This is a genomic window from Thioalkalivibrio sp. ALE12 (genome assembly GCF_000381105.1).
GTDB lineage: Bacteria > Pseudomonadota > Gammaproteobacteria > Ectothiorhodospirales > Ectothiorhodospiraceae > Thioalkalivibrio.
Genome location: NZ_KB905905.1, coordinates 55,757 through 82,098, shown reverse-complemented (window position 1 = coordinate 82,098; position 26,342 = coordinate 55,757). Strand labels below are relative to the sequence as shown.

The 26,342-nt window shown below is 65.4% G+C and carries 24 protein-coding genes and 1 pseudogene; 11 read left to right on the top strand and 14 right to left on the bottom strand.

Annotation, left to right across the window (positions count from 1 at the left end; genetic code table 11):
• Nucleotides 1-30 precede the first annotated feature (30 nt).
• Entirely contained in the window at nucleotides 31-357 is a 327-nt protein-coding gene (locus F614_RS15070; protein WP_081619660.1) for a zinc ribbon domain-containing protein, read from the top strand.
• 1,554 nt (nucleotides 358-1,911) lie between these two features.
• Here F614_RS15070 and F614_RS0100410 read toward each other — a convergent pair.
• Nucleotides 1,912-2,595: a hypothetical protein gene (locus F614_RS0100410; protein WP_231367149.1), complete on the bottom strand. Its 684-nt coding sequence runs from the start codon at nucleotides 2,593-2,595 to the stop codon at nucleotides 1,912-1,914.
• Between the two features lie 160 nt (nucleotides 2,596-2,755).
• On the opposite strand from F614_RS0100410, the gene F614_RS0100405 reads away from it, so the two are divergent.
• On the top strand, nucleotides 2,756-3,934 hold the full coding sequence (locus F614_RS0100405; RefSeq protein WP_019558000.1) for a hypothetical protein: 1,179 nt from the start codon (nucleotides 2,756-2,758) through the stop codon (nucleotides 3,932-3,934).
• A gap of 49 nt (nucleotides 3,935-3,983) precedes the next feature.
• Nucleotides 3,984-4,571 (top strand): hypothetical protein, encoded by a 588-nt coding sequence (locus F614_RS0100400; protein WP_018867969.1) that lies wholly within the window; start codon nucleotides 3,984-3,986, stop codon nucleotides 4,569-4,571.
• Between the two features lie 241 nt (nucleotides 4,572-4,812).
• On the opposite strand, the gene F614_RS0100395 is transcribed toward F614_RS0100400, so the two are convergent.
• Nucleotides 4,813-5,463 carry an SOS response-associated peptidase gene (locus F614_RS0100395; RefSeq protein WP_018867968.1) on the bottom strand — a complete coding sequence of 217 codons (651 nt, stop codon included), beginning with the start codon at nucleotides 5,461-5,463 and terminating at the stop codon, nucleotides 4,813-4,815.
• Nucleotides 5,464-5,596: 133 nt separating this feature from the next.
• Entirely contained in the window at nucleotides 5,597-5,959 is a 363-nt protein-coding gene (locus F614_RS0100390) for a DUF1622 domain-containing protein (RefSeq protein WP_018867967.1), read from the bottom strand.
• Between the two features lie 143 nt (nucleotides 5,960-6,102).
• Between F614_RS0100390 and F614_RS0100385 the strand changes: the two genes are divergently transcribed.
• Nucleotides 6,103-6,912 carry a Mut7-C RNAse domain-containing protein gene (locus tag F614_RS0100385; RefSeq protein WP_018867966.1) on the top strand — a complete coding sequence of 270 codons (810 nt, stop codon included), beginning with the start codon at nucleotides 6,103-6,105 and terminating at the stop codon, nucleotides 6,910-6,912.
• A 331-nt stretch (nucleotides 6,913-7,243) separates the two neighbouring features.
• Here F614_RS0100385 and F614_RS14735 read toward each other — a convergent pair.
• Nucleotides 7,244-7,339: pseudogene (locus tag F614_RS14735) on the bottom strand (Txe/YoeB family addiction module toxin); the annotation flags it as partial.
• A 269-nt stretch (nucleotides 7,340-7,608) separates the two neighbouring features.
• Here F614_RS14735 and F614_RS0100380 point away from each other — a divergent pair.
• A complete protein-coding gene (locus F614_RS0100380) occupies nucleotides 7,609-7,863 on the top strand; it encodes a YlcI/YnfO family protein (protein ID WP_018867965.1) in 255 nt (84 codons plus the stop codon).
• Between the two features lie 22 nt (nucleotides 7,864-7,885).
• Nucleotides 7,886-8,185, top strand: coding sequence for a type II toxin-antitoxin system RelE/ParE family toxin (locus tag F614_RS0100375; protein WP_018867964.1), 300 nt, complete (start codon nucleotides 7,886-7,888; stop codon nucleotides 8,183-8,185).
• 147 nt (nucleotides 8,186-8,332) lie between these two features.
• Here F614_RS0100375 and F614_RS0100370 read toward each other — a convergent pair whose 3' ends face one another.
• On the bottom strand, nucleotides 8,333-8,623 hold the full coding sequence (locus F614_RS0100370; protein ID WP_018867963.1) for a type II toxin-antitoxin system RelE/ParE family toxin: 291 nt from the start codon (nucleotides 8,621-8,623) through the stop codon (nucleotides 8,333-8,335).
• A 4-nt stretch (nucleotides 8,624-8,627) separates the two neighbouring features.
• Nucleotides 8,628-8,867: a type II toxin-antitoxin system ParD family antitoxin gene (locus tag F614_RS0100365; protein ID WP_018867962.1), complete on the bottom strand. Its 240-nt coding sequence runs from the start codon at nucleotides 8,865-8,867 to the stop codon at nucleotides 8,628-8,630.
• Between the two features lie 606 nt (nucleotides 8,868-9,473).
• On the opposite strand from F614_RS0100365, the gene F614_RS0100360 reads away from it, so the two are divergent.
• Entirely contained in the window at nucleotides 9,474-10,424 is a 951-nt protein-coding gene (locus F614_RS0100360) for a PDC sensor domain-containing protein (RefSeq protein WP_018867961.1), read from the top strand.
• A 278-nt stretch (nucleotides 10,425-10,702) separates the two neighbouring features.
• On the opposite strand, the gene F614_RS0100355 is transcribed toward F614_RS0100360, so the two are convergent.
• The gene (locus tag F614_RS0100355; RefSeq protein ID WP_019557998.1) at nucleotides 10,703-11,350 is read right to left on the bottom strand and encodes a bifunctional 2-polyprenyl-6-hydroxyphenol methylase/3-demethylubiquinol 3-O-methyltransferase UbiG; all 648 of its coding nucleotides are present in this window, start codon (nucleotides 11,348-11,350) and stop codon (nucleotides 10,703-10,705) included.
• Nucleotides 11,351-11,491: 141 nt separating this feature from the next.
• Nucleotides 11,492-13,063, bottom strand: coding sequence for a deoxyribodipyrimidine photo-lyase (locus tag F614_RS0100350; RefSeq protein WP_019557997.1), 1,572 nt, complete (start codon nucleotides 13,061-13,063; stop codon nucleotides 11,492-11,494).
• Nucleotides 13,064-13,279: 216 nt separating this feature from the next.
• Between F614_RS0100350 and F614_RS0100345 the strand changes: the two genes are divergently transcribed.
• The 3 genes from F614_RS0100345 to F614_RS0100335 are packed head-to-tail and all read left to right on the top strand — an operon-like array spanning nucleotide 13,280 to nucleotide 16,272.
• Nucleotides 13,280-14,053 (top strand): SDR family NAD(P)-dependent oxidoreductase, encoded by a 774-nt coding sequence (locus tag F614_RS0100345; RefSeq protein WP_018875397.1) that lies wholly within the window; start codon nucleotides 13,280-13,282, stop codon nucleotides 14,051-14,053.
• A gap of 6 nt (nucleotides 14,054-14,059) precedes the next feature.
• Nucleotides 14,060-15,019, top strand: coding sequence for an NAD(P)/FAD-dependent oxidoreductase (locus tag F614_RS0100340; protein ID WP_019557996.1), 960 nt, complete (start codon nucleotides 14,060-14,062; stop codon nucleotides 15,017-15,019).
• Nucleotides 15,016-16,272 carry an FAD-binding domain-containing protein gene (locus F614_RS0100335; protein WP_019557995.1) on the top strand — a complete coding sequence of 419 codons (1,257 nt, stop codon included), beginning with the start codon at nucleotides 15,016-15,018 and terminating at the stop codon, nucleotides 16,270-16,272. The genes F614_RS0100340 and F614_RS0100335 overlap by 4 nt, the downstream gene beginning before the upstream one ends.
• Before the next feature lie 15 nt (nucleotides 16,273-16,287).
• On the opposite strand, the gene F614_RS0100330 is transcribed toward F614_RS0100335, so the two are convergent.
• Nucleotides 16,288-16,830, bottom strand: a complete 543-nt coding sequence (locus F614_RS0100330; protein ID WP_026329770.1) for a cyclin-dependent kinase inhibitor 3 family protein — start codon at nucleotides 16,828-16,830, stop codon at nucleotides 16,288-16,290.
• Nucleotides 16,831-16,959: 129 nt separating this feature from the next.
• On the opposite strand from F614_RS0100330, the gene F614_RS0100325 reads away from it, so the two are divergent.
• Nucleotides 16,960-20,103: an error-prone DNA polymerase gene (locus tag F614_RS0100325; protein ID WP_026329769.1), complete on the top strand. Its 3,144-nt coding sequence runs from the start codon at nucleotides 16,960-16,962 to the stop codon at nucleotides 20,101-20,103.
• Nucleotides 20,104-20,302: 199 nt separating this feature from the next.
• Here F614_RS0100325 and F614_RS0100320 read toward each other — a convergent pair whose 3' ends face one another.
• From F614_RS0100320 to F614_RS0100300, 5 genes are all read right to left on the bottom strand, one after another.
• Complete coding sequence (locus tag F614_RS0100320; protein ID WP_019557992.1) at nucleotides 20,303-21,355, bottom strand: glycosyltransferase family 10 domain-containing protein; 1,053 nt, start codon at nucleotides 21,353-21,355, stop codon at nucleotides 20,303-20,305.
• On the bottom strand, nucleotides 21,352-22,317 hold the full coding sequence (locus F614_RS0100315; protein WP_018877742.1) for a GDP-L-fucose synthase: 966 nt from the start codon (nucleotides 22,315-22,317) through the stop codon (nucleotides 21,352-21,354). Before F614_RS0100315 ends, F614_RS0100320 begins: the two co-directional genes overlap by 4 nt.
• The gene (gmd, locus tag F614_RS0100310) at nucleotides 22,310-23,395 is read right to left on the bottom strand and encodes a GDP-mannose 4,6-dehydratase (protein WP_018879037.1); all 1,086 of its coding nucleotides are present in this window, start codon (nucleotides 23,393-23,395) and stop codon (nucleotides 22,310-22,312) included. The genes F614_RS0100315 and gmd overlap by 8 nt, the downstream gene beginning before the upstream one ends.
• A gap of 86 nt (nucleotides 23,396-23,481) precedes the next feature.
• A complete protein-coding gene (locus tag F614_RS0100305) occupies nucleotides 23,482-24,912 on the bottom strand; it encodes a mannose-1-phosphate guanylyltransferase/mannose-6-phosphate isomerase (protein ID WP_018879036.1) in 1,431 nt (476 codons plus the stop codon).
• 5 nt (nucleotides 24,913-24,917) lie between these two features.
• The gene (locus tag F614_RS0100300) at nucleotides 24,918-26,261 is read right to left on the bottom strand and encodes a phosphomannomutase/phosphoglucomutase (protein WP_018877745.1); all 1,344 of its coding nucleotides are present in this window, start codon (nucleotides 26,259-26,261) and stop codon (nucleotides 24,918-24,920) included.
• Nucleotides 26,262-26,342: the final 81 nt, after the last annotated feature.

Sequence of the window (26,342 nt, the reverse complement as noted above, 5' to 3'; positions counted from 1 at the left end):
TTAGATCACAAAAAGAGAAAGGAGATACGCATGGCTTTGATAAGTTGTCCCGAGTGCTCAAAAGAAGTTTCTGATTCGGCCCCTTCATGCCCGAATTGTGGTGTCGCGATAGCCTCAAAGGCGGAGTCAAGAGCTGCAGGAGCAAGTCTTACCACCGTTCAAGAAACGAGCAAAAAACTGAAGCTGCATACCCTCGGCTCGGTCGCTGCGGTGGTCATTGGCGTAGTTTGGCTCATGGCGCAAATGAACGCGGGAGAAGGGGGTGGGGAGCCGGGAGCTGTGCCCATCTTGCTGATCGTGGGCGGCCTTGGTTGGTATTTCGTGACCAGGTTCCGCATTTGGTGGCACCACAAGTGATCTAACCAGGCGCTCCAGCCGAAGTCGGCGCTTACGCGCCGCCTCGGCTGAGCTTGGCGTTAGCCGCGAAACCACTACGAGAACGAAGATGTCGAACGAGTTGGAACAATTCAATGTTCACCAAGCGGATGTCAGGCGTCGTGTAGATTCCCTGGCACGATCGATCTTCTAGTTGAGCGGTGGCGCTCTTACACTCTCAATCGGCTTGTTCACTGGCGGGAAGGTCCGTCTGGAAGATCAAGCTCTCCTAGAATGTCTACGCTTATCTTGGTGGGCGCTTTTCTTGTCCATAGTCCTCCTGACGGCAGCTTTGGTTTCGATAGTCATCCGAGACTACGCTTTTGGCGAACGCTGGCGTAGGCAGTTAGAGGGCGGGCCAAAGGCAACGCACTACAAGTGGCCGGAGTGGGTGATCGTGACGCTCGCTGTTCTCGGAATCATTGTATTCCTTACAGGCATGCTCGGCCTAGCATGGGTGGCTACGAGCTATGTCGGCATGGCTAACTAGACGCTGCAGACGACGGCTTCCCCGCGGCTGAGCGCAGGCGTTATGACAAGAGAGAGTTAAGTTGGATAGCTTTAATTCGATAGTAGAAGAATACAGGTCAAGGGATGGTGTAGCCGATTTCTTTGGCGTTATCTTGTATACAGATGAGCACCCGAACATAAAAAAGGTATTGCGGGATGACGACTATTGGCTATCTCTACATGAGATTACAGGCGATAGATTCTGTGTATTTTCTGTGAGGCCGCGCAGCGGCGACTATGAATGGCCATCTTTCCCTAAAGGCACTATGGGAATGATGGTTAAAATCTGGAAGGAGCCCGCGGAAAACAAGAAACTTATCGAAGCCTTCGAGCTAAAAGATACCTCCAAACTCCCGATCCTTTTGCTTTTCACCCAAGTAGACAATAAATACCTAAAAATAGAGCTTGAGCTCGATGATTCGACCCAAGAATGTGCATTTACTTCGCTAAGGGAGCAGCTTCGATTTTCATGCGATTCTTTGGCGCAGATTAGAGAAGAGAACCCGGGTACGCTTCGGGGTCAGACCTTGCCTTTTGCCCCCCCAGCACTACCTGGACGCGGGTACGCTTCGGGGTCAGACCTTGCCTTTTGCCCCCCCCCCAGCACTACCTGCGGGGAGAAAGAGGACACCCATCTTTTCCCTGACGGCAATCGGTCATCCCGGCCGGAGCGAAGCGCAAAGCCGGGATCTCTGACGTCCGCTCCGGCCACGGAGCCCGAGGTCCCGGATAACCGCTTTGCGGTTTTCGGGATGACGTTGCAGGCTGGACGAAAGGACAATTCCTGGAACGATCCGGCCGGTTGCCGCAGTTTGGACAGGTCAACTAGGGGTCAGACCTTGCCTTTTGCCCACGAATCAAGCGAGAGGCAAAAGGCAAGGTCTGACCCCATGGGTGACCTGACCCCATGGGTGACCACGGGGACAACGAGAGGGCCGAGGCGCGCCCGCCGGCGCACCGACATTCCCTTAGGCCTGCCCGCAGATTGCTCCGGAGGGAGAGGTTGGTTCGATGTGTCGAGGCCTATTAATTTCCGCGTAGGCGACGCTCAGTCACGATGACTACTCCCGGAAAGAGACGACCGGATTGCTCGTTACGGTAATTTGAGCAGTCATACGGAAAATAACAGGCATAGGCTGTTGGTTTACCCCTAGCCCTCTCGAATTTCCGTTTATCCTCGAGCCACGTATTAACTTTCTCGCGAACCCCTTTGAGGTCGACCTTGCCCTTCTCATCAAGACCCTCACTCAGCGGGATGTACGGGACAACGAAAGTGACAGCTAATCGGTAATCGGCTTCATCAATGCTCAGTTTGCCTGCATCATCCCACGCCTGCTTCATGCTGGCCTGAACCTGCGTGGCCCCCGAACTCCGGTTGCCTATGGATTGCCAGGCCTGCTTGGCCTCGATAGCGTACGATTCGTCCTTATTCGAAATGTATAGGTCGCAGCGGCCATTTACATCTTGATCGACATTCACTCGCTTCCTGGTCGCAAACTCTTCAAGCGCTGCCCACTGGCGGTTCTGCCCCGAGAGGCGCCATGCCGCGCCGGCGAGAATACTTATGGATGCGCGCTCAATGTGCCACCAGCAATTATCGAATTGTTCGTGGTGCTCGCAGTAGTGCTGGACGGTCGACAGCCACGACGCAAGGAGCGGACGGAGATTCGTGTAGTCATCGTTCGCGGTCATTTCAGTAATATCATCCATAACGGGTTTCTAACACGAGGGATGAGTGTGGTCTACCTGCAGGTGACGGATACTCCCTGTCGTAGTGAACTAGGAGCTGACGAAGGAGGCGGACTCAGTCAACTCTCTGGTTATGAGACGATAGGTTACAGGACGATACGCAGGCACAGGGGAGGTGCGCATGTGGATGATGGCCGGGATCGTCACGCTTATTGGCCTGGCGATGTTGTTTTACCGAGAGCGACTGGAGGATCGCTGGAGGCCGGTTCGGTTTTCACCGGTGGACACGATGACGGGGCAGCGCCAGGAGCGACCGCCGGAGGATGCGCTGTACAACTCCAGGGACCGGCGCCACCTGGCGCCTCTGGAGCGCGTGGGGTTCCACCACGCGCCGGACGTGGTGTTTCGCGCCAAGCGGCGACGGTGGTGGGACGCGGTGTTCACGGGGGTAGGCCTGTCCGTCGCGTGCCGCACGGGCAATCGCGCGTTTGACCGGGCCTTTCACCTGGTCAGTGATCAGGATTCCATCTGCCGTGCGCTGAAGACCTGTGAAACGACGCAGCGCTTGATGCTTCAGATCATGGAGATCTGCGAGACCCATGGCTATCGGTTCCGACAGCTACGCGTCCGGGACCAGCAGGTCTGGGTCGAGGTGGTTTCGCGACGGGGTCATGATCGTCTTCCGACGGTGGAGTTAGTGCGGGCGTTCATGCCATCGCTTCGCGAATTGTCAGCCGCCCTGGATGGGGAAATTCCGGAAGCTGCACGTGGACGCGGCGATCGCTCCGCGTGGAAGGCGGCGTTGATGACCGGAATCAGCACGGCATTGTTGATTACCGGGGTCGTTCACTCTGCGGGACGGATCTACGTACCGCTTCCCAATCTGGTCGCTCCGGCAACCATGGTGCCACTGGCAATGGTATCCGGCGCAGTGATTGTGGGGGCGCTGATCGCCCTCACCATCGCGTGGCTGGGGCGCACGTCCCGAACCCACCTGGTCGTGCTGGAACTCGTTCTGGTGGGGTTCATCGGTGCCTCCATCACCAGTTACAGCCTGGCCCGGGAAGCCAACATGACGTTGGACTTCTCGCCGCCGGAACTGCACGTGGTGGAAGTGTTGGATAAAACCTATTCGCCGGGATATCGTCGCACCAGCTACTACCTGTGGCTCAAAGGCTGGGACGGAGCCGTTGATCGCGACAGAATTCTCGTCGGCAGGAGTTTGTACAACGAGGCCGACAAGGGCGGCCAGTTGCTGCTCAAGGAATACCCCGGTCGACTCGGGTTTACGTGGGTGCGGCTGGAGACGGAAGTGCCTGCCGGGCTTGTCGCCGGGTATGACGGGGTCAGACCACGGTAACCCTCTGTCGGCTGGAAACCCATGTATGAACGATAGGCCTATTCGACCGATGAAAAATCCGACGATATTCAGCCAGGAGCTATCGGCCGCGGCGCTGCATCTGCACCGGTTCTTTGAGGCCTTCAAGGGTGGCTCTCCGGAGCCGGATGACAGCCCGGGTTTTATGGCCACGGAAGGACTCGACCGGCCGGGAGAATTTCTGCAGTGCCTGCTGGATGTGATTCGGGTTAACTTCGATCCGCACGCCCCGGGCACCCTATTCCTGAACTCGAACATTGAGCTGATCAGCGAGGGGGTGCGGCCGGACGGGTTCAGCCTGGCATACGGCTCGTTGGTGTCCGGCCCGGACGAGGCACTCGAATCCTTCTGGGAGTCGGACGTCCTAACCTATCTAGGCGCATGCGGCTGCGATCTCCCGGAGGCCCATGCGCTCTACGTGATTATCACGACCGGTCCGGAACGCTTCCAGATCGGGCTGGCGGATGCGGCCAGTACGGCGCTCGACGGAACTCCCGGCCACGATCAGCGCCAAGCCAGCAAAGGCGGAATTGAATCCTTTGGCTTCTGCATGGACCCAGCACTCGGAGATCGCCTGCGGGTCTCTGTGTGGGCATTCTCCGCCCGAGATCCCGGATGACCTCCCAGGCTGTTCGTACGCTTCGGGGTCAGACCTTGCCTTTTGTCCCCGCATCAACGGTACGCTTCGGGCGTCGGACCTTGCCTTTTGCCCCCGCATCAATGCAGATCAGCCTCGAAAAAGGGGACACCCATCTTCTCCCTGGCGGCAGACCGCGTGGTCTCCGGGGTCAGACCTTGCTTTTTTCCCTTGGTCAGCTAAGGAGGCAAGAAGCAAGGTCTGACCCTCTACCACCTTCCGATCAGCGCTTCGGCTCGATCAGGCCCGGGTCGTCCTCGACCGGTCGATTCACTCGGCTCGAAACGGCGTAATAGCGCAACATGTCCGGCGGAAAGCGGCGAGTCTTGGCCCGGATGTCGTCACGCTCGGACAGTCCCGGATCGAGCCAGTCCCACCGACACTGTGCGTCGAGTATCAGCGGTTGGCGGTCATGGATATGTGCAAGTGGATCGTTGGCGGGTTCAGTGATGATCGCGCAGCAGGCACCCCCATCGACCATGGGTTCCCAGATACCCGCCATCATCAGGATCTCCTGCGGTGCGCCCTCGGCCAGGGTGATGTAGTACGGCTGCTTGCCCTGTTCGGTCTTGCGCCATTCGTACCAACCATCGGCCAGCACGATGCATCGCCGGTGCGCAAACGCTGATCGAAAATACCGACTGGTGGCGACCGTCTCGGCCCGAGCGTTGATCGGTCGCGGCCCGTCCTCGACGCGCCTCGGCCGAAAGCCCCAGAACATCGGCTGGAAGGCCGCTGGCGCATCCTCGCCGGCCCAGAACGCTTCCAGATGGGTACCGGGGGCAACGTTGTACCTGGGTACGTCGAACCCCTCGTCGACGGGGATCTGGAAGTACCGCATGGCGAGTTCGCTGGTCGCGCTATAGCGCGTCATCCGTCCGCACATGGCTTCTCTCCCTCCTGGGGTCGTGGGGGTAGCAGCATTCTCGTGTGGCCGACCTCACGATCGCCTCCCAGTGCTGCTCCAGCATCATCACACCGGACATTGGCCCACCGCTGCGAGTGGGTCAGGTCTTGCTATCGTCCTCCGACTGGTTCCACGGGAGACGGCCCTCGATCTCCAGGTGCAGGGCAAACACGAGCAGTGTGCGTATGAGAATAATCAGGGCCAGCATGAGTACGCTTTCCATGGAGTACTCGATCGCTACGGTCATGATGATGTCGGCCGCGACCAGGAACTCCAGTCCGAGAATCAGGCCGCGCACGCTGCGACGGCGATAATCGACGTAGGCCTCGTGTGTGCTCATGCGGCGCATGTTGACCAGCCAAACCACTGTTGCCAGCACGAAGCCACCTATGATCACGGCGATGCCGACTGCTTCGAGCCCTAATACCAGTGCGTTGGCGATCTGAAGAAAGACATCGTTCATGTCTGCATCCTTTTCGGGTCAGCGACTTGCGGCAAGTCTACTGCCGGCGGTTGGTCGCCGCCCAATGTTGAACCGCCAGGAGTCTGTCGGGCCCGGGGGAAGAACGGGGCTGAAGCGCGCCTCTTCCGTGGGGTGGTTTCGGTATGCTCGAAGGCATGTGCCCGCCCAAGGACCGCGAATCCGCACCCCTCGGCCGCGCGACCGCGACCTTCCGGTTGCATGCCGAGCTGAACGACTTCCTCGCGCCCGAACGGCGATACCAGAGCTTTGAACACGCGTTCGACGGAACCCCTTCGGTCAAGGACCGCATCGAGTCGCTGGGCGTGCCGCACACGGAGGTTGACCTGGTACTGGTCGACGGGCGGGCAGTGGATTTCGGCCACCGGCTGCGCGGCGGTGAGCGGGTGGCGGTCTACCCGGTGTTCGAGGCCTTCGACGTAGGCGACGTCTCCCGCCTGCGACCCCAGCCGCTGCGCGAACCACGCTTCATCCTCGATGTGCATCTGGGCCGGCTGGCCGGTTACCTGCGTGCGCTGGGCTTCGACTGCCTGTATGCCAACGATTTCTCCGATGAGTACATCATCCGCACCGCGCAGGACGAGCACCGCATTATCCTCACGCGTGACACTGGCCTGCTGAAGGACGGCCGGGTGACTCACGGGCGGTACGTGCACGCTACGGACCCATTGCAACAGCTTCGCGAGGTGGTCGACCGCTTTCAGCTCGCCGGGCTGTTCGAGCCGTTCTCGCGTTGCATGCGGTGTAACGGCGAGCTCCGGTCGATCGATGGCGCTGCACTCGCCGACTCGGTCGAGCCGAGCGAGGTGCCGCCCGGGGTGCTCGAGCGCTTCGGCGCGTTCGTGCGCTGCAGCGGCTGCGGCCGAGTCTACTGGCCCGGCAGCCACTACGATCGACTGCGCCAGCGCTTCCGGGCGGTCGGCATCGACATCTGAACCTGTGCGGCCTGGCATGATCTCCGAGGTCACCAAGCCCCTGAAAACGGTGATCTGCAGGATGTTCAGAAGCCAGTGCGCAGGCCCCGGATAGGGCGCGTTACACCCGGGAAACGGGGACAGGTTGACTGCTGATGACGGGGTCGGACCACGGGAACGTGCTGTCGAAACAGGGCTTTCGTGCGCCCAACGTCGGCTTCCGGACCTTCAACAAGGCATTTCGCCCCCTAAATGGGGCCTTCACGCACCCTGGATAATCCCAGTGGCCTCGGGGTGTCCAGCCTTGGCTTTTTCCTATGCGCGCCCGAGCCGAGGGATAGGTCGGCTCGCATCACAGCGTGTCGTAATGACCGCCGATCGCGAAGATATAGATGGCTTGATCGTCGAAGCTATAGATCAGGCGATCCCGGGCGGAAAGACGCCGGGACGGAGAAAGAGGACACCCATCTTCTTTCAGGGGCCACACCCTCATCCCGGCCGAAGCGAAGCGGAGAGCCGGGATCTCTGACGTCCGCTCCTGCCCCGGCGGCCGAGATCCCGGATAACCGCTGCGCGGTTTCCGGGATGACCATGCGGGGGGCTGCCCTTCACGGCGCGCCTGATGCACCGGGGAGAAGAGCGGCCAGGACTGTTCCACGGATGCTCACTGTATTGCATTTGCGATACAGTGCGAGAAGGTCCTTCCGGAGACTTGGTATGAAGAACACGACGTTACCGGCCCTGCGGGTCAGCGATGGTTTTCGGCACCAGGTGGAGCAGGCCCTTGGCGAGGGAGAAACGCTGTCGGCCTTTATCGAGGATGCCGTTCGCCACGAGATTGACCGGCGACAGGCCCTGGCCGAGTTCCTGGCACGCGGTCTGGAATCCGCGCGCAGTGCCCGGGAAACGGATGAGTACTATCCGGCCCAATCGGTGCTGGACGATCTCGACCGTCTGTTGAGCAAGCAGTAACCCGCCAACTGGAGTCTCAAGGATGAGTTACTCGGTACGATTTACGGCGCCGGCACGCGAAGATCTCCTGCGGCTTGTCGCTTTCCTGGTGGAGCGCGATCCGGCGGCCACGGCCCAGGCCCGCGCCGCCATCGGCGAGGCGGTATCGCTCCTGGAGCGCTTTCCGCTTAGCTGCCGCATGCCCGACGTCTCCCACCCCCGCATCCGCGAACTCCTGATCCCGTTTGGACGCTCGGGTTATGTCGCCCTGTTCGAGATCGACGATGCCAAAACAGTCACCCTGCTGGCGTTTCGGCACCAGCACGAGGACGACTATTTCTAAATACGGAGAAATCGCTGCAAAGGGTTCAGACCTTGCCTTTTGCCCCGCCCGGCCAACTTTGACGCAAGGGGGCCTCTGATTCCGACGGGCTCTCTCCCGGCCACACGGGGACGAAGACCAGGATCGGATCGTGTGCCTTCACATTGCCTACGGCGCGTCTCCCTCCCAGTCCTCGTGCGCGTGGCGAATACGGATGATCAGGATCTCATCACCTTCGAGCTGGTACAGCACGATGTGTGCGCCAACGGGATGAACCCGAACGGGTGGTGAGATTTCCTTTCGCTCACGCGCTGCACGAGGGTTTTCCGCCAGAAACTCGAAAGTTGCAGCTAGAAGGCTGTGGTAGTGCTCTGCCTGTTGCAGGCCGAATTGCTCGACACTACTGCGGAATATCTCGATGACGTCGTCTTCCGCCTTGCAGGTCAGGGCATAGCGCATGAGGTTAGCCTTCAGCGCTCTTCCTGGAGGCTCGCTTCAGATCTTCCATCGTTCGCTCGCCACGACCGCTTTCCAGGCCTTCCGTGGTGAGCGCCTGCAGGTGCGCGATCTTTCGCGCACGCTCCCGGTCGCGGCGGATCAGGTCTCGCACGTAATCACTACTGTTGCTGTACTGGCCGGATTGCGCCTGCTCCTCCACCCAGGATTTCATGGGATCGGGTAGCGAAATGTTCATTGTGGCCATGGTGGCCTCCGCGTCTTTTTCTGGCAAAGTTTGCCACAAATATAGGCCAACATCCTCGGATCGTCGATAAACATCGATATCGGAAGAGGACACCCATCTTGTTCACATGCCGCCACAGCCCCCTTCTCCGGTAGGAGCCCAGCCCTCTGGGCGATGGGGCGCTGGACATGCCCGATCGGCGAGAGGGCTCGCCTCCTACAGTAGGGAAGCTTCAGCCTCGGTGACGAACAGGCGCAAGCGCTTTGGGGCGGCATCGTCGTTCCGGTGATGGCTGGCTTCTCGCGCAGCTCGCTGACGGAACCTGCGGGGATCAGGTGCATTTCGCGGGCTGGCGCTTGTCTTTTGCCACTGTCTCGGCCAGAGGGCCGACCTGAGCTGTTGAGCGCGCGCCGCGCTGTGGTAGCTGTCTCTACGAATAGTCCCATCAAGGGGCCACTTATAGCCCGTAATGGCGACACGCCCAACGCCGTGGCCTATCCGACGTCAGGATGCGTCAAGTCGGTTGTTGCGCCACCGACGGTGCTGCGGCACCCTCGCGAGACGGTCGCCCCTGGCGGGCGCGTTCCCATCGGTATCCTCCGAGCGAAGGCCATGAGTGAAGCGACAATGACGGCGGTGGCCCGGCAGCGACTGCTCCTTCAGGGGCAACTGTCGACCGCCCTGGCGCGGCTGGTGGGCCCCTGCGCCGAGAGGTGGGGCGATCGTGAGGCCCTGGAGCAGCGACTCGCCGTGGCCCTGGGCGCGCTGCCGTCCTGCAAGTACCTCTATGTGCTCGATCCGCGCGCTCACCAGGTGACCGCCAACGTGTCCCCGGAAGGCCCCTTGCCGGACCAGGCCGGGCGGGATCGCAGTACCCGGCCCTACATGGCCGATGCCCTGGCGGGTGCCGAATTCTCCATGTCGTCGGCCTACATCAGCCGCAATCGGCGCCGCCCTACCCTGACGGCCGTGCAACGTCTGACCGAAAGCGACGGCACACTGCTGGGATTCCTGGGGGCGGACTTCGACCTGCGGGAGCTGCCCCTGACCCGCGACCTCTATCAGCAGCCGGACCAATGGATGCAGCTGAAGGGGGATCCAGCGATCCGCGGGGGCCTGTTCAACCAGCATCGGGTGGACAGCCCGCTCGACACCCGGATCGACGAGGTACTGGATCTCCTGACCGAGCTGGTGGCCGCCCACGGCGTATTCCACGGCAAGCTGCATTTCTCCAGTTCCCGGGCCACCTTGTGGCTGCGCGACGACCCGTTCCGCTACCGCTTGCTGGACTACGAGGACCTCACGGATCCCGGGATCTGTCTCGCCTATCCCCAGCGGTCCTACCCCGAGGAGGCCTTACTCTCCACGGATCAGGTCGCAGCGGTGTTCCGTACCTTCCGCGAGCTGCGCTTCATGGACGACACGATCTACCTGCGCTCCGGCTCCCTCAATATCTTCAACGGCATGGTTGGCCTCAACTTCTCCTGTGATGGGTCCCACTACATGAGCGGGCAGGAGTTTCTCGCCAAACGCCTGGACTTCTGGCTGGGCTCCGGAGAAGAGCACGAACGCCCGTAACCCCTCGGTGCCTGGATGTCTGCCTTCGGATTGACCCCACATCGCCCCGAGCGGAGAGACGGCGAAGCGTGAGGAAGTGGGCGCCCTTCTCCTTCCACGCGCCACACCGTCATCCCGGCCGGAGCAAAGCGCAGAGCCGGGATCTCTGGCGTCCGCCCCGGCCCCGGAGCCCGAGTTCCCGAATAACCGCTGTGCGTTTCCGGAATGACCGCCTGTTCGGAACTTCGCCTGCAAGCAGGCTCCTACGGGGGTTGGTGGTCTGGATCGATGAGTGGCCGCTATATGCTGCTGGCGCGCTGGCTGGCATCCTGACCGGCGGTCGTACTGGCAGGTCTCGCCACCACCAGACAGGAGGCGCGAGCCCCGTGGGTGGCGAGCACGGTCCATTCCTCGACCACCAGCCCGGCCGCCGCCAGCTGGGCACGGAGATCCGCCTCGTAGGTCACCTGCCCGAAATCGATGGTAGTGAGCCGTCGCAGCAGCGGCTTGAACCACTCCATCCAGCGAGAGGGCCGACGCTGGATGGTCTGCGTGAACAGGAAGCGACCGTCCGGTCGTAGCTGGCCAGTGGCATGGCGCAGGGCCTGTTCTGGATCGGGCAGCAGCATGAAGCTCGCCGAGAAATACACCACGTCGTAGGGGCCGCCCGCGTGGTCGTACACGGATTCCTGACGCGCCTCGACGCAGTCGGCCAACGGTGACTCCGCCAACCGCCGCTGGGCCAGACGGACGTAGTCGCCGTCGATGTCGATCCCCGTGACGCGCAATTCCTTGCGTCTGACACCCGGTGCGTTGGCCAGTAATGCCCCGGCCGTGCCGATCCCCACGTCCAGAACCCGTGCCCCGTCGGGAATCCGTTCCAGCGCCGCCGCGTACCAGCGGGCCGTCAGCCGCAGGATCAGGAAATCATAGATCGCGCTTCGCATGGTATGCCTCGATCGCTACCGGTGACGATTGACGGAGCGAGCCCGCCCTACCGAGCCGGCCGTAACGCCCTACTCTACCGCGTACACATGCAGGACAGCCGCGCTGTTCGACGAGCACCGAAGCCGTACCCCGGAAGCCGCTCACGGATCCGGGTCCGGGAACAGGTCCATCTGATCCCGCGTACGCGCCTGCCTCGTCCGGCCCGGGGTACGCGCAGAAAGGCGGCGCCGGCTGCCATGGCGCTGGTGGATACCGGCCGTCTCCTGACGGGAAGCCCCGGTCCCGCGCACCGACTTGAAGCGTTCACGTGCCAGCCGCGCCGCGTGCTCGTGATCCACCACCGGCAGCGGATAGTCGTGGCCAATGCGGCAACCGGATTCACGCTGCAGGCCCTCTGTCATCTTCCAGGGCTGGTGAATCCAGTCGCCCGGTACTCGCGCCAGTTCCGGTACCCATTGCCGAATAAACACGCCGTCCGGATCCTGATCCAGCGATTGCTTCACCGGGTTGTAGATGCGCAGGGCGTTGATACCCGTCGTTCCCGACTGCATCTGCATCTGGCTATAGTGGATGCCGGGCTCGTAGTCCGTGAACATGCGTGCCAGATGCTGCGCGGGCCGGCGCCAGTGGAGCCAGAGGTGATATGAGGCGAACGCGACGACCATCGCGCGCATACGGAAGTTGATCCAGCCGTGATCGCGCAAGGCGCGCATGCACGCATCGACCAGGGGGTATCCCGTGAGGCCGTCTTGCCAGGCACGAAAACGGTGCTCATCAAAGGCGTCTTCACGCAGTCCATCGCAGGCACGATGCAGGTTCTGGAACTCGATGTCCGGGGCATCTTCCAGCTTCTGCATGAAGTGGCAGTGCCAGTGCAACCGCTCCTCGAACTGGCGCAGCGACCTCTTCCATGCAGCCTGCCGGCGATCCAGGCCGCGCGGCGCGCCCACCTCCCTCTGACGTTCGCGCGAGGCCTGTAGCACGCGGCGCAACGAAACCGTGCCGTAAGCCAGATGCGGGCTCAGCCGCGAACTGGCGGTCCAGGCCCGCGCGGGGCTGCTGATACCACCGGCATAGTGCTCTGCGCGCTCGCGCAGGAACTCGCGCACAACGCGGCGCCCGGCTTGCAACCCCGGGGACTGCAGATCGATCGCGGCGTCGGCCGCAACACCCGCCGGAGCCTGCGGCAGGCGGTCGACCCCGCCGGCCACCGCGGGTCCAGCAGCCAAAGCCCCAGGTGCGCCAAAGGGGCGTTCACGCATCAAATCCTCCCACTGGGACGCCCAGCCATCGCGGTTGCGCAGCCCGCGCACGACCCCATGCTGACGATACTCGCGCCACGGGACACCGCGATCGCGCAGCAGGCGTGCGACCGCACGATCACGGTCATAGGTCCAGCGATTCCCGGTTTCCTGATGGCTGTACACGGCTGCAACCGGGATCTCGTCGAGTAGCTGCTGGAGCACCTCCACCGCAGAGCCCTCGCGCACGACGAGGGACCGACCAAGATCGGACAAGGCCTGGTCCAGTTCCAGGAGGCTGGCCCGGATGAAATCCCAATGGCGCCGGCTCGTATCCGGCAGCTCCCAGTAGCCGGGCTCCACGATGTACAGCGGCAGTATGGGTCCCGCCTGTGCGGCGTGATGGAGCGGGCCGTGATCATCGACGCGCAGATCGCGCTTGAACCATACGAGGTGGACGGGCTTGGGCATCTGTCACGGACTCCGCAAGGTGGGGCTGGGCGGGCCTGCATGGAAGCCGCCGCCCGGTCTTCCCAGTGCAGACACCCGGCGGCGCTCGGGGTTCGTGCGGGGCAAAGCGACAACCCGCTCAGGGGCGGCTCGAAGGTCCCTGTTGAACTTGCCCTCCGGAGACGGGACGAACGCTTTGTCTTGCCCCATGTAAGTAGCCCGAAGGAGCCACGCGCGATGACGAAACGGACGGTCCTGGTGACCGGCGCAACCGGCGGGGTGGCAAGCGCGCTGTTGCGATCCCTCGATCCCGCATATGACCGGGTCGCTCTTGTCTCGCGCAACGCCGAGGGGCTGGAAGCCCTTCGCGGGCAGCTTCCGAATGACCTCGAGGCCTGTACGATCGCCGCGGATGTCAGTACCGCTGAAGGCGCGGATGCGGCCGTGGTCCGGGCCTCCGAACATTTCGGCGAGCCCCCCACGCGACTCGCTCACTGTGCCGGCAGCGCGCTGCTGGCCCCGTTGCACCGAACCACAGAGGCGCAGTATCGCGACTGCATGGCGGCCAACCAGGACAGCGCCTTTTACACTTTGCGCGCCTGGGTGAAGGCCCGACTCCAGACGGACGAACCCCGCGGCAGCGCCGTTCTGTTCAGCTCGGTCGTTGCTCAGATCGGCGTGTCCAATCACGAGGCGATTGCGATGGCCAAGGGTGCGATCGCCAGCCTGGTCCCGGCCGCTGCCGCGACCTACGCCGGCCACGGCATCCGGGTTAACGGGATTGCACCCGGGCTGACACGGACGGGCGCCACCGAACGGTTGTTTGCCTCCCCGCGTGCCGAGGCACAGATCGTGGCGCAGTATCCGCTGCAGCGTTACGGGCAGGCGGAAGACCTCGCGCGGGCTGTCACATGGTTGTTGTCCGACGAGGCCGGATGGGTCACCGGCCAGGTCCTGTCGGTGGACGGCGGGTTCTCCCGCGTGCGCCCAATGGTCCCGACAGGCGGCTGAAGGGTTGTGGCACGCATCGCGATCATTGGTGCCGGGATCTCCGGGCTCGCAGCCGCCCGGCGGCTGCACGATGCCGGTCATGACTGTCTCGTGCTGGAGAAGAGCCGGGGCCTCGGCGGACGCATGGCGACGCGGCGCACGGATGGCCTGAGCTTCGATCACGGGGCCCAGTATTTCACTGCTCGTGGGGCAGGCTTTCGCCGTCAGGTACAGGCCTGGCAAGCGCAGGGTGTGGTGGCGGAATGGGGAGCCGACAGGCTTGTGGGCCACCCCGACATGACGGCCCCGGCCGGTGCCCTGGCTGCACCCCTGGAGGTGCGGCGCAACTCCCGAGTCGACGGCCTTCGACGTTCAGACGGGGTTTGGTATCTACAGATCGAGTCGGTGCCTGAACATGCCGGCCTTGAGGGCCCGTTCGACGCAGTCCTGCTCGCCCTGCCCGCACCGCAGGCCGCAGAGCTGGCGGCCACCGCCGAGACGGGGTTTGCGGAGCTCGCAGGCGTTCGCTATGCCCCCTGCATTGCGTTGATGGCCGCCGTCGAAGGCCGGACCGACCTGCACGAAACGTCGCGCGAATTGTCCGGGCAACCACTGGCATGGGTTGCCCGGAACGGCACCAAACCTGGCCGAGATGCGGAATCCGAGGCCCTCGTGGCCCACGCTGGCCCCGACTGGTCCCGCAAGCACATCCAGGAAGACCCGGATCAACTGGCCCATCCGCTACTGAGCGCCCTGCGGCCACTGCTCGGCTCCGCCCGCCTGCTCCAGCATCAGGTCCACCGGTGGCTGTACGCGCGAGTCGAGCAGGCCGCCGGCCGCCCCTGCCTCTGGGACGCCGGGCAGCGCCTGGGCGCCTGCGGGGACTGGGCCCTGGGACCGCGCGTCGAGTCGGCATTCGACAGCGGCCAGGCCCTAGCGGACGCGGTCCTCGAGAACCTTCCCGCCCCGCACAGGGGCACCCCATGACCGGCCTCGTCGACACCGACGGCGACCCACCAGACGAACGCGCCGCCCTTTTCCCGCCGTCACGGGCGGCCGCCCTGGAGCGGCTGTCGGATTTTGTCCCCCGCGCGGGGCGTCACTATGCGGCCCAGCGCAACCGCGACCCCGGGCCCGGTGGCCGCGACAACGTATCGCTGCTTTCGCCTTACATCCGCCATCGGGCCATTAGCGAACACGAGGTGATCGCACGGGTCCTGGCCCGGCATTCACCCGAGGCGGCCGAGAAGTTTGTCCAGGAAGTCTTCTGGCGTACCTACTGGAAGGGGTGGCTGCAGATGCGCCCCCGCGTCTGGCGGGCCTTCCTGGAAGAACGCGACAGCGATCGGGCACGCCTCGCCGAAGACGATGGCCTGCGCGAGGCCGTCGCCGCGGCCGAGGCCGGGCGCAGCGGAGTCGACGGATTCGACCAATGGGCCCGCGAACTGGTCGCAACCGGGTATCTGCACAACCATGCGCGCATGTGGTTTGCGTCGATCTGGATCTTCACTCTGAGGCTGCCGTGGACGTTGGGGGCGGACTTCTTCCTGCGCCATCTGCTCGATGCCGACCCTGCCTCCAACACCCTGGGCTGGCGCTGGGTCGCGGGCATCCAGACGCCGGGCAAGATCTACCTCGCAACGACCGACAATATTGCCCGGTTTACCGACAATCGGTTCGGTCCGCACGGTCTGGCGTCCGAAGCGCCCGCTATCCGCGACGAGAGTCCGCCTGCTGCTGGGGCCCTCCCGGGCCCGCGAACCCTGCCGCGCGGCCGGCGTGTGCTCCTCCTGCTGCATGGCGACGACTTCAGCGGTCAGGAAGTATTGCCGAAGGAGACCGACGTGGCGGCAATCGCCGTCGCCCGGCGCGGCCACCCTGACATGCCCTGGCCATTTGGGGCCGCGACTGGCCACTGGGTAGACACGCTAGCCGAGGATGCGGCGCGGCGCGCGGGCGAGAGCCTGCAGCAACCCGCAACCGTTCTCCCGCAACTCCATGCGGAGACCCTCCGGTCGCAGTGTGCCGCCGCCGGCGTGACCACCATCGCCACACCGGAGGCGCCTGTCGGGCCCCTGGCCGACGCCCTGGATGTCATTGCTCACGAGCTGGCGGAAGACGGAATCGAGGTCATTCCGCTGCGCCGGATGTGGGACGACCTCGCCTGGCCCCATGCCACCCACGGATTCTTCCGGTTCAAGCGCCAGATCCCGGAACTGCTCGCCCGGAACGGCCTGTAACGCCAGGCAGTCCGATCAAGTGGGGAGCGGTCGATTCAGCAGGTAGCGCTCCTGGTCGGGGCTCTCGATCGCACCGGGGCGGGCCTTGCGCACCGTCTGAATGGCCTCGTCCGGCATGTATCCGCGTTCAATGAGCGTAAGGGCCGCGATGGTCCCCGCGCGGCCCTGGCCGCCACCACAGTGGAAAACGACGCGTTCGCCGGATCGCAACCACTGCTGGACCCGAGGACCGACGTCCCGCCAGCCCCCTTCCCAGGGACGGTCCGGGGTGGCCATGTCGCCGATCGGCAGGTGCAGCCAGTGCATGCCCATCGCCTGCACCGTCTTCCCGAGATCAGGCAGGCCAAGGCTCGTCAGTTCATCGTCCTGATTCAGGGTCACGACCACGCCCGCGCCCCAATCCCTCAGAGCCGCAAGATCGGCCTGAACGTCCCGCGGCCCGCAGACCCGTTCATTCGGGCGTTTTCCGGGGCAGCGGGTCATGCCAATGGCCCCGCCCTCGGGAAGCGGAACACTGCCGATATCGAGAACGGGCGAATCGGTGCGTGGCGGGTTCACAAGGCGCTCCAGCGCGTCGGGAATGTCCCCTCAGTGTAGCGCCACTGCAGGCGGTGAGGTGCATTCCGGGACCCTCCGCGCGGGCCCGGTTTCTTGCGTGCGCCGCTGTACTGTTTTTATATACAGTATATGGAAGACACCCCGCCCCCTCAGCCCGCAAGCCCGGCGTATGCCGAGTTGACGAGCGTCAGCAACTTCTCGTTCCTGCGCGGGGCCTCGCACCCGGAGGAGCTGGTCGAGCGGGCCCAGGCGCTGGGCTATCGCGCGCTGGCGCTGACCGATACCGCCTCGCTGGCCGGCGTGGTCCGCGCCCACGCGGCGGCGAAGGACTGCGGGTTGCACCTGATCCTGGGGGCGACCTTCCGGCTGACACACGGCCCCGCCCTGACCCTGCTGGTGCGTAATGCGGCGGGCTATGCCGCGCTGTGCCGTCTGATCACCCGGGCGCGCGGGGCGGCGGACAAGGGGCACTACCACCTGACGCAAGCGGACCTCGACGCCCTGCCCGCCGAGGCCCGTACCGGCTGGCACGTCCTGCTGCGCATCGAGCCCGAGATCGCGGAGCCGACGCTCGCCGAAACGGCCCGCTGGCTGGCCGGGTGGGCCGTGCCGGACCAGGCCTATCTGGCGGTCAGCCAGTTGCGCACGCCGGAGGACGCCCCACTCGCGACCCGCGCACGGCAGCTCGCCGAGGCGATGGGGCTCCCGATCGTCGCCTGCGGCGATGTGCACATGCACGCTCGCGGCCGGCGTGCCCTGCAGGACGTGCTGACCGCGCTGCGCCTGCGCACCACGGTTGCCGAGGCGGCCCCGGCGCGCTTCCCCAACGGCGAGCGCTGCCTGCGCCCGCGCGACGACCTGGCCACGCTGTATCCCGCCGCCTGGCTCGCAGCCAGTGTGCGGATCGCACAGGACTGCGACTTCTCGCTGGACGCGGTCACCTACCGCTACCCGACCGATCCCCTGCCCCGGGACACGAGCCCGGCCGCCTACCTGCGCGAGGAGACCCTGAAGGGGGCGCGCGGGCGCTGGCCCGACGGCATCCCGCCGAAGGTGTCCGAACAGATCGAGCGCGAGCTCGGGATCATCGCGCAGCTTGGCTACGAGCCCTACTTCCTGACGGTCTACGACATTGTGCGCTTTGCTCGCGGCCGCGGGATCCTGTGCCAGGGGCGCGGCTCGGCGGCGAACTCCGCCGTTTGTTATGCGCTCGGGATCACGGCGGTGGACCCCTCGCGCTCCAGCATGCTGTTCGAGCGCTTCATCTCCGCCGAGCGTGGCGAGCCGCCGGATATCGATGTCGACTTCGAGCACGAGCGCCGCGAGGAGGTGATTCAGTACATCTACCAGCGCTACGGCCGCGAGCGCGCGGCGCTGGCCTGCACGGTGATCCGCTACCGCCGGCGCAGCGCCCTGCGCGACGTCGGCCGCGCCCTGGGCATCTCGCGCGCGCGGCTGGATGCGCTGACCGCCAACCTCGCCTGGTGGGACGACGGCATCCCTGCCGAGCGCCTGCGCGAGGTCGGGCTGGACCCGGATGGTGCCCTGGCCCGACAGTGGCAGGCGCTGACCGCCGAGCTGCTGGGCTTCCCCCGCCACCTGTCGCAGCACACCGGCGGCTTCGTGATCGCCGAGGGCCGGCTGGACGAGCTGGTGCCGATCGAGAACGCGGCGATGCCGGAGCGCTCGGTGATCCAGTGGGACAAGGACGATCTCGACGCGGTGGGGCTGTTGAAGATCGACGTGCTGGCGCTGGGCATGCTCTCCTGCGTGCGCCGCGCGCTGGAGCTGATGGCGCGCCACCGGGGACGCGACTGGGGCCTGGCCGACATCCCCGCCGAGGACCCGGCGGTCTACCGCATGCTGCAGAAGGCCGACACCCTGGGCGTATTCCAGATCGAGTCGCGCGCGCAGATGAGCATGCTGCCGCGCCTGAAACCGGCGAACTTCTACGACCTGGTGATCGAGATCGCCATCGTGCGTCCCGGTCCGATCCAGGGCGAGATGGTGCACCCGTATCTGAAGCGCCGTGCCCACCCGGAGCGGGTGCGCTATCCGAATGCCGAGATCCAGCGCGTACTCGGGCGCACCCTGGGCGTGCCGATCTTCCAGGAGCAGGTGATCGAGCTGGCGATGGTCGCTGCAGGCTTCTCCGCCGGCGAGGCGGACGGGCTGCGCCGCGCGATCGGGGCCTGGCGGCGCACCGGCCAGCTCGCACGCTACCGCGAGCGCCTGATGGACGGCATGCGGCAACGCGGCTATCCGGAGAAGTTCGCCGAGCAGCTGTACAAGCAGATCCTCGGCTTTGGCGAGTACGGCTTTCCCGAGTCGCACTCGGCCAGCTTTGCGCTGATCACCTATGTCTCGTCCTGGCTCAAGTGCCACGAACCGGCGATCTTTGCCTGCGCGCTGCTGAACAGCCAGCCGATGGGCTTCTACGCCCCGGCACAGATCGTCGCCGACGCCCGCCGCCACGGCGTGGAGGTACGCCCGGTGGACGTGCGCTGCAGTGACTGGGACTGCACGGTGGAGCCCGTAGCCGGAAGCGACGCGCTGGCCCTGCGCCTGGGCCTGAACCGGGTCGGCGGGCTCGCGCAGGGCGTGGCCGGGCGCGTCGTCGCCGCGCGCACCGAGCGCCCGTTCGCGGACGTGCCGGATCTGGTCGCCCGCGCCGCCCTGACCCGCGCCCAGGCCAACCGTCTGGCCCGCGCCGATGCCCTCAAGGGGCTGGCCGGAAACCGCCACCAGGCGCGCTGGGCGACCGAGGCGGTGGAGGAACCCCTGCCCCTGTTCGCCGACGCCCCGGCCGAGACGGTGCGCGAGGCCGACGTGACCCCGCTGCTGCCGCGCCCCGATGCGGTGGACGACCTGGTGCAGGATTACGCCACCACCGGGCTGAGCCTGGGCCCGCACCCGCTGGCGCTGATACGCCCGTTCCTTGAGCGCAGGCGGCTGCCCACCGCCGCCCGGCTGCTGGAGCGCCCCGGGCATCCCGGTGCCCGCTATGCCGGCATCGTCATTACCCGCCAGCGGCCCGGCTCGGCCAACGGCACGGTGTTCCTGACCCTGGAGGACGAGAGCGGCACACTGAACCTGATCGTCTGGCCGGACCGGGTGGAGCGCTTTCGCGCCGAGGTCCTGCACGGCCGCCTGCTGGAGGCCCACGGGGAATGGCAGTACAGCGAGGGGGTCGGCCACCTGATCGTGCAGCGCCTGATCGACCGCAGCGCCTGGCTGGGCGAGCTGACCACCCGCTCCCGCGACTTCGGCTGATCGGCATTCGTCATCCGCATAGCGACTAAAAGACCGGGGCCTTATTCACCACGAAGCTCACGAAGGCACGAAGGAAAACCACAGAGCAGACGGAGTTCACCGAGAATTCCCGGGATGCATCGCTGAATCGATCACGCGAAACGGCCCTGGTTGGACAGGCGTGATCTCTCGGCCTGTTGTCCCTGGCCCGCGAAATACCTCAGCCAGCGCGGCCGGAAATGTGGCCGATGCGCTGGCTGAGTTTTTCCCAGGCGCCCTCCAGGGCGGCCAGCGGGTCGCGGCGGCGCAGGGCCCGGCGCGAGTGGATCCACTGGCCGGTCGGCCCGGCCGGTTCGGTGTCGTGCGCGGCCTCGATGATGCGCGCGACGACGGCGAACTGGTTGTACTCCTCCAGCACGCGGCGCCGCGCCTCGAGGATGTGCGGCAGCCGCTGTTCGTACTCGTTGTCGCGGATCGCGCGCCGAATGCGCTCGGCCGTCCCTTCGACATCGTCGATGTCGATGGCAATGAAGCTCTCCGGCGGGAAGTAGTCCGCGGCATTCGGCGCGCCGTAGTAGAACGGCAGCGTGGCCCCGAGGAAGGCGTCCGCCAGCTTCTCGGTCCAGTGATGCGGTCCCACGTAGTTCTCCACCGCGACGTGATAGCGGTAGGCATCCAGGCACTCGGCCTTGTCGTCCAGCGGCTGCACGCCCTTGCCGAAGATCTCCAGCTCGGGCAGTTGGGCCTTCAGCGCCCAGGTGAAGTCGTAGCGTCGCCGATGCAGGGTGTGCCGCTGGCGCTTGGCCGAGCACATGGTGGCGATGTCGCGGCTCTTTTCCAGCGGCGGGTGTGCCCGCATGTCGTTGTACGGCCGTTCACCCTGACTGCCGAAGCCGTAGTACCAGATCATCCCCTGCTGGGAATGGATGCGCCGCCGGTGCTTGAGCGCCCATTCCGGGTGCGAGGTCAGTACCCGGCCGAACTGGCGCGTAAAGCGCCGGCCGTAGGACTTGATCGAGGGCGGCTCCATGGTCACCAGCAGGGTGCGCTCGGCGCCACAGGCGAGGCGTTCGCTGTAATGCCGGTTGCGACCGGTGTTGGACGGGAATTCGTCGTACACCACCAGCCAGTCGTACTCGGTGGCCTGCGGGTCGAAGGTGAACTCGCAGCGCCCCCATTGCGCCACGCCGTCCGGCAGCTGGTGGCGCCAGATCGACTCGCGCATCGTCGACAGGAACTTGACCCGGATCCGGTCCGTCGGCGAATCGCTCACCGGTTGGCTCCGCCGTGTTCCAGGAACTCGGCATAGGCCCCGGCCAGCCCTTCGTCGAGCCCGATGCGGGCCTTCCAGCCCAGCGCCGCGAGGCGCGAGACGTCCAGCTGCTTGCGCGGGGTACCGTCCGGCTTCGAGCGGTCAAAGCGCAGCTCGCCCCGGAAGCCGACCACGCCGGCCACCCGCTGCGCCAGTTCGGCAATGGTCAGATCCTCGCCCGTGCCCACGTTGATGTGGCTCAGCATCGGCTCGGTGTGCTCCGCGTACGTGGTCTGGTCGAGGTTCATCACGTGCACGCAGGCCCCCGCCATGTCATCCACATGCAGGAACTCGCGGCGCGGGGTCCCACTGCCCCAGACGGTCACGTAATCGGCGCCGGCCTGTTTGGCCTCGTGAAAGCGCCGGATCAGCCCGGGGATCACGTGGCTGTTCTCCGGGTGGTAGTTGTCGCCCGGGCCGTAGAGGTTGGTCGGCATGACCGAGCGATAGTCCGTGCCGTACTGCCGGTTGTAGCTCTCGCACAGCTTGATGCCCGCGATCTTGGCGATGGCGTAGGGCTCATTGGTCGGCTCCAGCGGCCCGGTCAGCAGGGCGGCCTCCGCGATCGGCTGCGGGGCCTCGCGCGGGTAGATGCAGCTGGAGCCGAGAAACAGCAGCCGCCGCACGCCGGCGCCGTGGGCGGCGTGAATTACGTTGGTCTGGATCGCCAGGTTGTCGCGGATGAACTCGGCCGGATAGGTGTTGTTGGCGTGAATCCCGCCCACCTTCGCCGCCGCCAGATAGACCTGGTCCGGGCGTTCCACGCGCATGAACGCCTCCACCGCGGCCTGATCGGTCAGGTCGAGCTCGGCGTGCGTGCGGGTCAGCAGCTCCACGCCCGGCCAGTCCTCGAGCTGGCGGCAGATGGCGCTGCCCACCATCCCCCGATGCCCGGCGACGAAGACGCGCTGCGGCTTACTCATGGCGGCTCAGGGTGCGGTAGCCGTGGTCGCGCACCAGCTCGTCGCGTTCGGCGCTTCTGAGGTCTTCGCGCACCATCTCGGCCACCAGTTCCTCGAAGCGGATGCGCGGTTCCCAGCCCAGCTCGCGCCTGGCCTTGCTGGCATCCCCCAGCAGGGTCTCGACCTCGGTGGGCCGGAAATAGCGCGGGTCTACCGACACAATGCAGCGGCCCTTGTCGTCAAAGCCCTGCTCGTCCACGCCCTCCCCGCGCCATTCGATGCGCATGCCCAGCTCATGGGCCGCGGCGTCGACAAAGTCGCGTACGCTGTGCTGTTCGCCAGTGGCGATCACGTAGTCGTCCGGGGTGTCCTGCTGCAGCATCAGCCACTGCATCTCGACGTAGTCGCGGGCATGGCCCCAGTCGCGTTTCGCGTCCAGGTTGCCGAGGTACAGCCGTTCCTGCAGCCCGAGTTTGATGCGCGCGAGGGCGCGGGTGATCTTGCGGGTGACGAACGTCTCCCCGCGTACCGGGGATTCGTGGTTGAACAGGATGCCGTTGCAGGCATACATGCCGTACGCCTCGCGGTAGTTGACCACGATCCAGTAGGCATACAGCTTGGCCACCGCATAGGGGCTGCGCGGGTAGAACGGGGTGGTTTCGTCCTGCGGCGTGGCCTGCACCTTGCCGTAGAGCTCCGAGGTGCTCGCCTGGTAGAAGCGCGTGGTCTGCTCCATGCCGAGGATGCGGATTGCCTCCAGCAGGCGCAGGGTGCCCAGGGCATCCGAGTTGGCGGTGTATTCCGGCTCCTCGAAGGAGACCGCCACGTGCGACTGCGCGGCCAGGTTGTAGATCTCGTCCGGCTGCACCTGCTGGATGATGCGGATCAGGCAGGTTGAGTCGGTCAGATCGCCGTGGTGCAGGATGAAGCGGCGATCGCTCTCGTGCGGGTCCTGATACAGGTGGTCGATGCGATCGGTATTGAACAGCGAGGAACGACGCTTGATGCCGTGTACCTCGTAGCCCTTGTCCAGCAGGAACTCGGCCAGGTAGGCCCCGTCCTGTCCGGTGATCCCGGTGATCAATGCCACTTTGGCCATATCGACTCCCGCTGCCGGGCGGCGTGCGCGCCACGCCCCGCCCAAAACGCGGGATCATACCATTCCCGCCCCCGGCGGCACGTGCTTCAGGCGCGCCCGTAGACGTCCTCCAGGCGCACGATGTCGTCCTCGCCCAGATAGCTGCCGGACTGCACCTCGATCAGTTCCAGCGGCAGCGCACCGGGGTTCTCCAGGCAGTGCACCTGCCCGATCGGGATGAAGGTCGACTCGTTCTCGGTGACCAGGTAGTTCTGTTCGCCGTTGGTGACGCGCGCGGTACCGCTGACGACCACCCAGTGTTCCGCCCGGTGGTGATGCATCTGCAGCGACAGGCGCGCGCCGGGATTCACGGTGATGCGCTTGACCTGGTAGCGCGACCCGGTATCGATGGATTCATAGCAGCCCCAGGGCCGGTACACCACGGTGTGGTCCACGTGCTCGCTACGATCGGCCGCCTGCAGGCGTTCGACGATGCGCTTGACGTCCTGCACCCGGTCGCGGTCGGCCACCAGCACGGCGTCGCGGGTGGCCACTACCGCCAGATTGCGCAGCCCGATGCCCGCGACCAGCAGACCATCGGCATCCACCACGCAGCCCTCGCTGTCTTCCAGCAGGCAGTCCCCGCGCAGGGTGTTGCCCTGCTCGTCCACGCCCCGCACCCCCGCCAGGGCCGACCACGAGCCGATATCACTCCAGCCAGCCGCCAGCGGCGTGACGGCGGCGTGCTCGGTCCGCTCCATCACGGCGTAGTCGACCGAGATATGGGGGGCCGCCGCAAACGCGTCGGGGTCCACCCGGAGGAAGTCGAGGTCTTCCCGCGCGTTCTCCAGGGCGCTCCGGCAAGCAGACACGATGACGGGTTCGAAACGTTCCAGTTCTTCCAGATACTGCGACGCCCGAAACACGAACATCCCGCTGTTCCAGAGGTAATCGCCGCGCTCGATGTACTCGCGGGCGGTGGCCGCGTCCGGCTTTTCCACGAAGCGGGCGACGCGCGCGCCATCCGCGCCCAGTGCATCGCCCTGCTGGATATAGCCATAGCCGGTCTCCGGCGCCGTGGGCACGATCCCGAAGGTCACGAGATGCCCCGCCTCGGCCAGCGCCATCGCCCGCACCACCGCGTCCCGGAAGGCCTCGGGATCGCCGATGTGGTGATCCGCCGCCAACACCAGGAGCAGCGGATCGCGCCCCTCGGACCGCGCCTGCAATGCCGCCAGCGCGATCGCCGGGGCGGTATTGCGGCCCTCGGGCTCCAGCAGGATGCGTGCCTGCTGTACGCCCGCCGCGCGCAGTTGTTCGGCCGCCAGGAAACGGTGCTCGACATTGGCCAGCACCAGCGGCGGGGCCGCGCCCAGACCGTCCAGTCGCTGGGCGGTCTGCTGCAGCAGGGTCTGTTCCCCGGTCAGGGGCAGGAACTGTTTCGGATAATGGCTGCGGGATACCGGCCACAGGCGGGTGCCCGAGCCGCCGGCCAGGATCACCGGTTGCAGTTCGATCCGGCTTTGCGTCTGTTCCATCGTCCTTAACCCCGTATCAGGCGGGAAATCTCGTCCACGCGGCGCTCCAGCAGGGCCGGGTCCGCGCGGGTCTCCACGTTCAGGCGCAGCAGCGGTTCGGTATTCGAGCTGCGCAGGTTGAACCGCCAGTCGGCGAATTCCAGGCTGACGCCATCCGTGTGATCCTCCTCCCCGCCCTGCCCGGCGTAGGCCTGCAGCACGCGCTCGCTGGCCGCTGCGGCGTCCTCCACCTCGAAGTTCAACTCGCCGCTGCAGGGGTAGCGGGCCATGCGCTCGGCGACCATCTCGCCCAGGGACTGTTCGCGCCGCCCCATCAGTTCGGCCACTCGCAGCCACGGCAGCATGCCGGTATCGCAGTAGTAGAAATCGCGGAAATAGTGGTGCGCGCTCATCTCACCACCGTAGATGGCGTCCTCGAGGCGCAGCCGCTCTTTCATGAAGGCATGCCCGGTCTTCGACTGGATCGGCTCGCCGCCCGCGGCGCGCACCATCTCGATGGTGTTCCAGGTCAGGCGCGGATCATGGACGATGCGCTCGCCGGCATGGCCGTCCAGGCAGGCCTCCGCGAGCAGGCCGACGATGTAGTACCCCTCGATGAAGTTCCCCTGGGCGTCGAACAGGAAACAGCGGTCGAAGTCCCCGTCCCAGGCCACGCCCAGATCCGCGCCATGAGTCCGCACCGCATTGGCGGTGGCGGCGCGGTTCTCCGGCAGTAGCGGGTTGGGGATGCCATTGGGAAAACGACCGTCCGGCTCGAAATTGACCCGGATCAGCTCGAACGGCAGATGCGGCTCCAGCGCCTCCAGCACCGGGCCCGCGCCGCCGTTGCCCGGATTGACCACGATCTTCAGGGGCGGCAGGGCCTCGCGCTGGATCGAGGCAAGCAGCCGCGCCACGTAGTCGCCCCGGTGGTCCAGATGCCGGATCTGCCCATTGGGCATGGGCCGGAAATCCCCCCGCTCGGCCCGGTGACGAATCGCCTGCAGGCCCGAGTCGCCACTGATCGGGCGCGCCTCGCTGCGCACCAGTTTCAGGCCGTTGTAGTCCAGCGGGTTGTGGCTGGCCGTAACCATGATCCCGCCACCGGCGCCGTAGTGCGCCGTTGCGAAGTAGACCTCCTCCGTGCCGCACATACCGATGTCCGCCACGTCGCTACCGCCCGCGGTCAAGCCCTCGATCAGCGCCCGCGCCAGTTCCGGGCTGGACAGGCGAATATCGTGGCCGACCACGGTTCGCCCCGGCCGAATCTCCTCGGCAAACGCACGCCCGATGGCCCTTACCACCTCCGGGTTGAGCTGATCCGGCACCCGCCCGCGTACGTCATAGGCCTTGAAACAGTCGATCTTCATTCACGTCCCTTTTCCGCATTCTTCGCGACAACGGCGCGCAAGCCCTTCCCGCGTATTCCTTCATGATACATAGCCGGAACG

Coding starts and splice junctions, on each gene's coding strand:
- F614_RS15070 (WP_081619660.1), top strand. CDS start 31: ATGGCTTTGATAAGTTGTCCCGAGTGCTCAAAAGAAGTTTCTGATTCG.
- F614_RS0100410 (WP_231367149.1), bottom strand. CDS start 2,595: ATGGATGATATTACTGAAATGACCGCGAACGATGACTACACGAATCTC.
- F614_RS0100405 (WP_019558000.1), top strand. CDS start 2,756: ATGTGGATGATGGCCGGGATCGTCACGCTTATTGGCCTGGCGATGTTG.
- F614_RS0100400 (WP_018867969.1), top strand. CDS start 3,984: ATGAAAAATCCGACGATATTCAGCCAGGAGCTATCGGCCGCGGCGCTG.
- F614_RS0100395 (WP_018867968.1), bottom strand. CDS start 5,463: ATGACGCGCTATAGCGCGACCAGCGAACTCGCCATGCGGTACTTCCAG.
- F614_RS0100390 (WP_018867967.1), bottom strand. CDS start 5,959: ATGAACGATGTCTTTCTTCAGATCGCCAACGCACTGGTATTAGGGCTC.
- F614_RS0100385 (WP_018867966.1), top strand. CDS start 6,103: ATGCTCGAAGGCATGTGCCCGCCCAAGGACCGCGAATCCGCACCCCTC.
- F614_RS0100380 (WP_018867965.1), top strand. CDS start 7,609: ATGAAGAACACGACGTTACCGGCCCTGCGGGTCAGCGATGGTTTTCGG.
- F614_RS0100375 (WP_018867964.1), top strand. CDS start 7,886: ATGAGTTACTCGGTACGATTTACGGCGCCGGCACGCGAAGATCTCCTG.
- F614_RS0100370 (WP_018867963.1), bottom strand. CDS start 8,623: ATGCGCTATGCCCTGACCTGCAAGGCGGAAGACGACGTCATCGAGATA.
- F614_RS0100365 (WP_018867962.1), bottom strand. CDS start 8,867: ATGGCCACAATGAACATTTCGCTACCCGATCCCATGAAATCCTGGGTG.
- F614_RS0100360 (WP_018867961.1), top strand. CDS start 9,474: ATGACGGCGGTGGCCCGGCAGCGACTGCTCCTTCAGGGGCAACTGTCG.
- F614_RS0100355 (WP_019557998.1), bottom strand. CDS start 11,350: ATGCGAAGCGCGATCTATGATTTCCTGATCCTGCGGCTGACGGCCCGC.
- F614_RS0100350 (WP_019557997.1), bottom strand. CDS start 13,063: ATGCCCAAGCCCGTCCACCTCGTATGGTTCAAGCGCGATCTGCGCGTC.
- F614_RS0100345 (WP_018875397.1), top strand. CDS start 13,280: ATGACGAAACGGACGGTCCTGGTGACCGGCGCAACCGGCGGGGTGGCA.
- F614_RS0100335 (WP_019557995.1), top strand. CDS start 15,016: ATGACCGGCCTCGTCGACACCGACGGCGACCCACCAGACGAACGCGCC.
- F614_RS0100325 (WP_026329769.1), top strand. CDS start 16,960: ATGGAAGACACCCCGCCCCCTCAGCCCGCAAGCCCGGCGTATGCCGAG.
- F614_RS0100315 (WP_018877742.1), bottom strand. CDS start 22,317: ATGAGTAAGCCGCAGCGCGTCTTCGTCGCCGGGCATCGGGGGATGGTG.
- gmd (WP_018879037.1), bottom strand. CDS start 23,395: ATGGCCAAAGTGGCATTGATCACCGGGATCACCGGACAGGACGGGGCC.
- F614_RS0100305 (WP_018879036.1), bottom strand. CDS start 24,912: ATGGAACAGACGCAAAGCCGGATCGAACTGCAACCGGTGATCCTGGCC.
- F614_RS0100300 (WP_018877745.1), bottom strand. CDS start 26,261: ATGAAGATCGACTGTTTCAAGGCCTATGACGTACGCGGGCGGGTGCCG.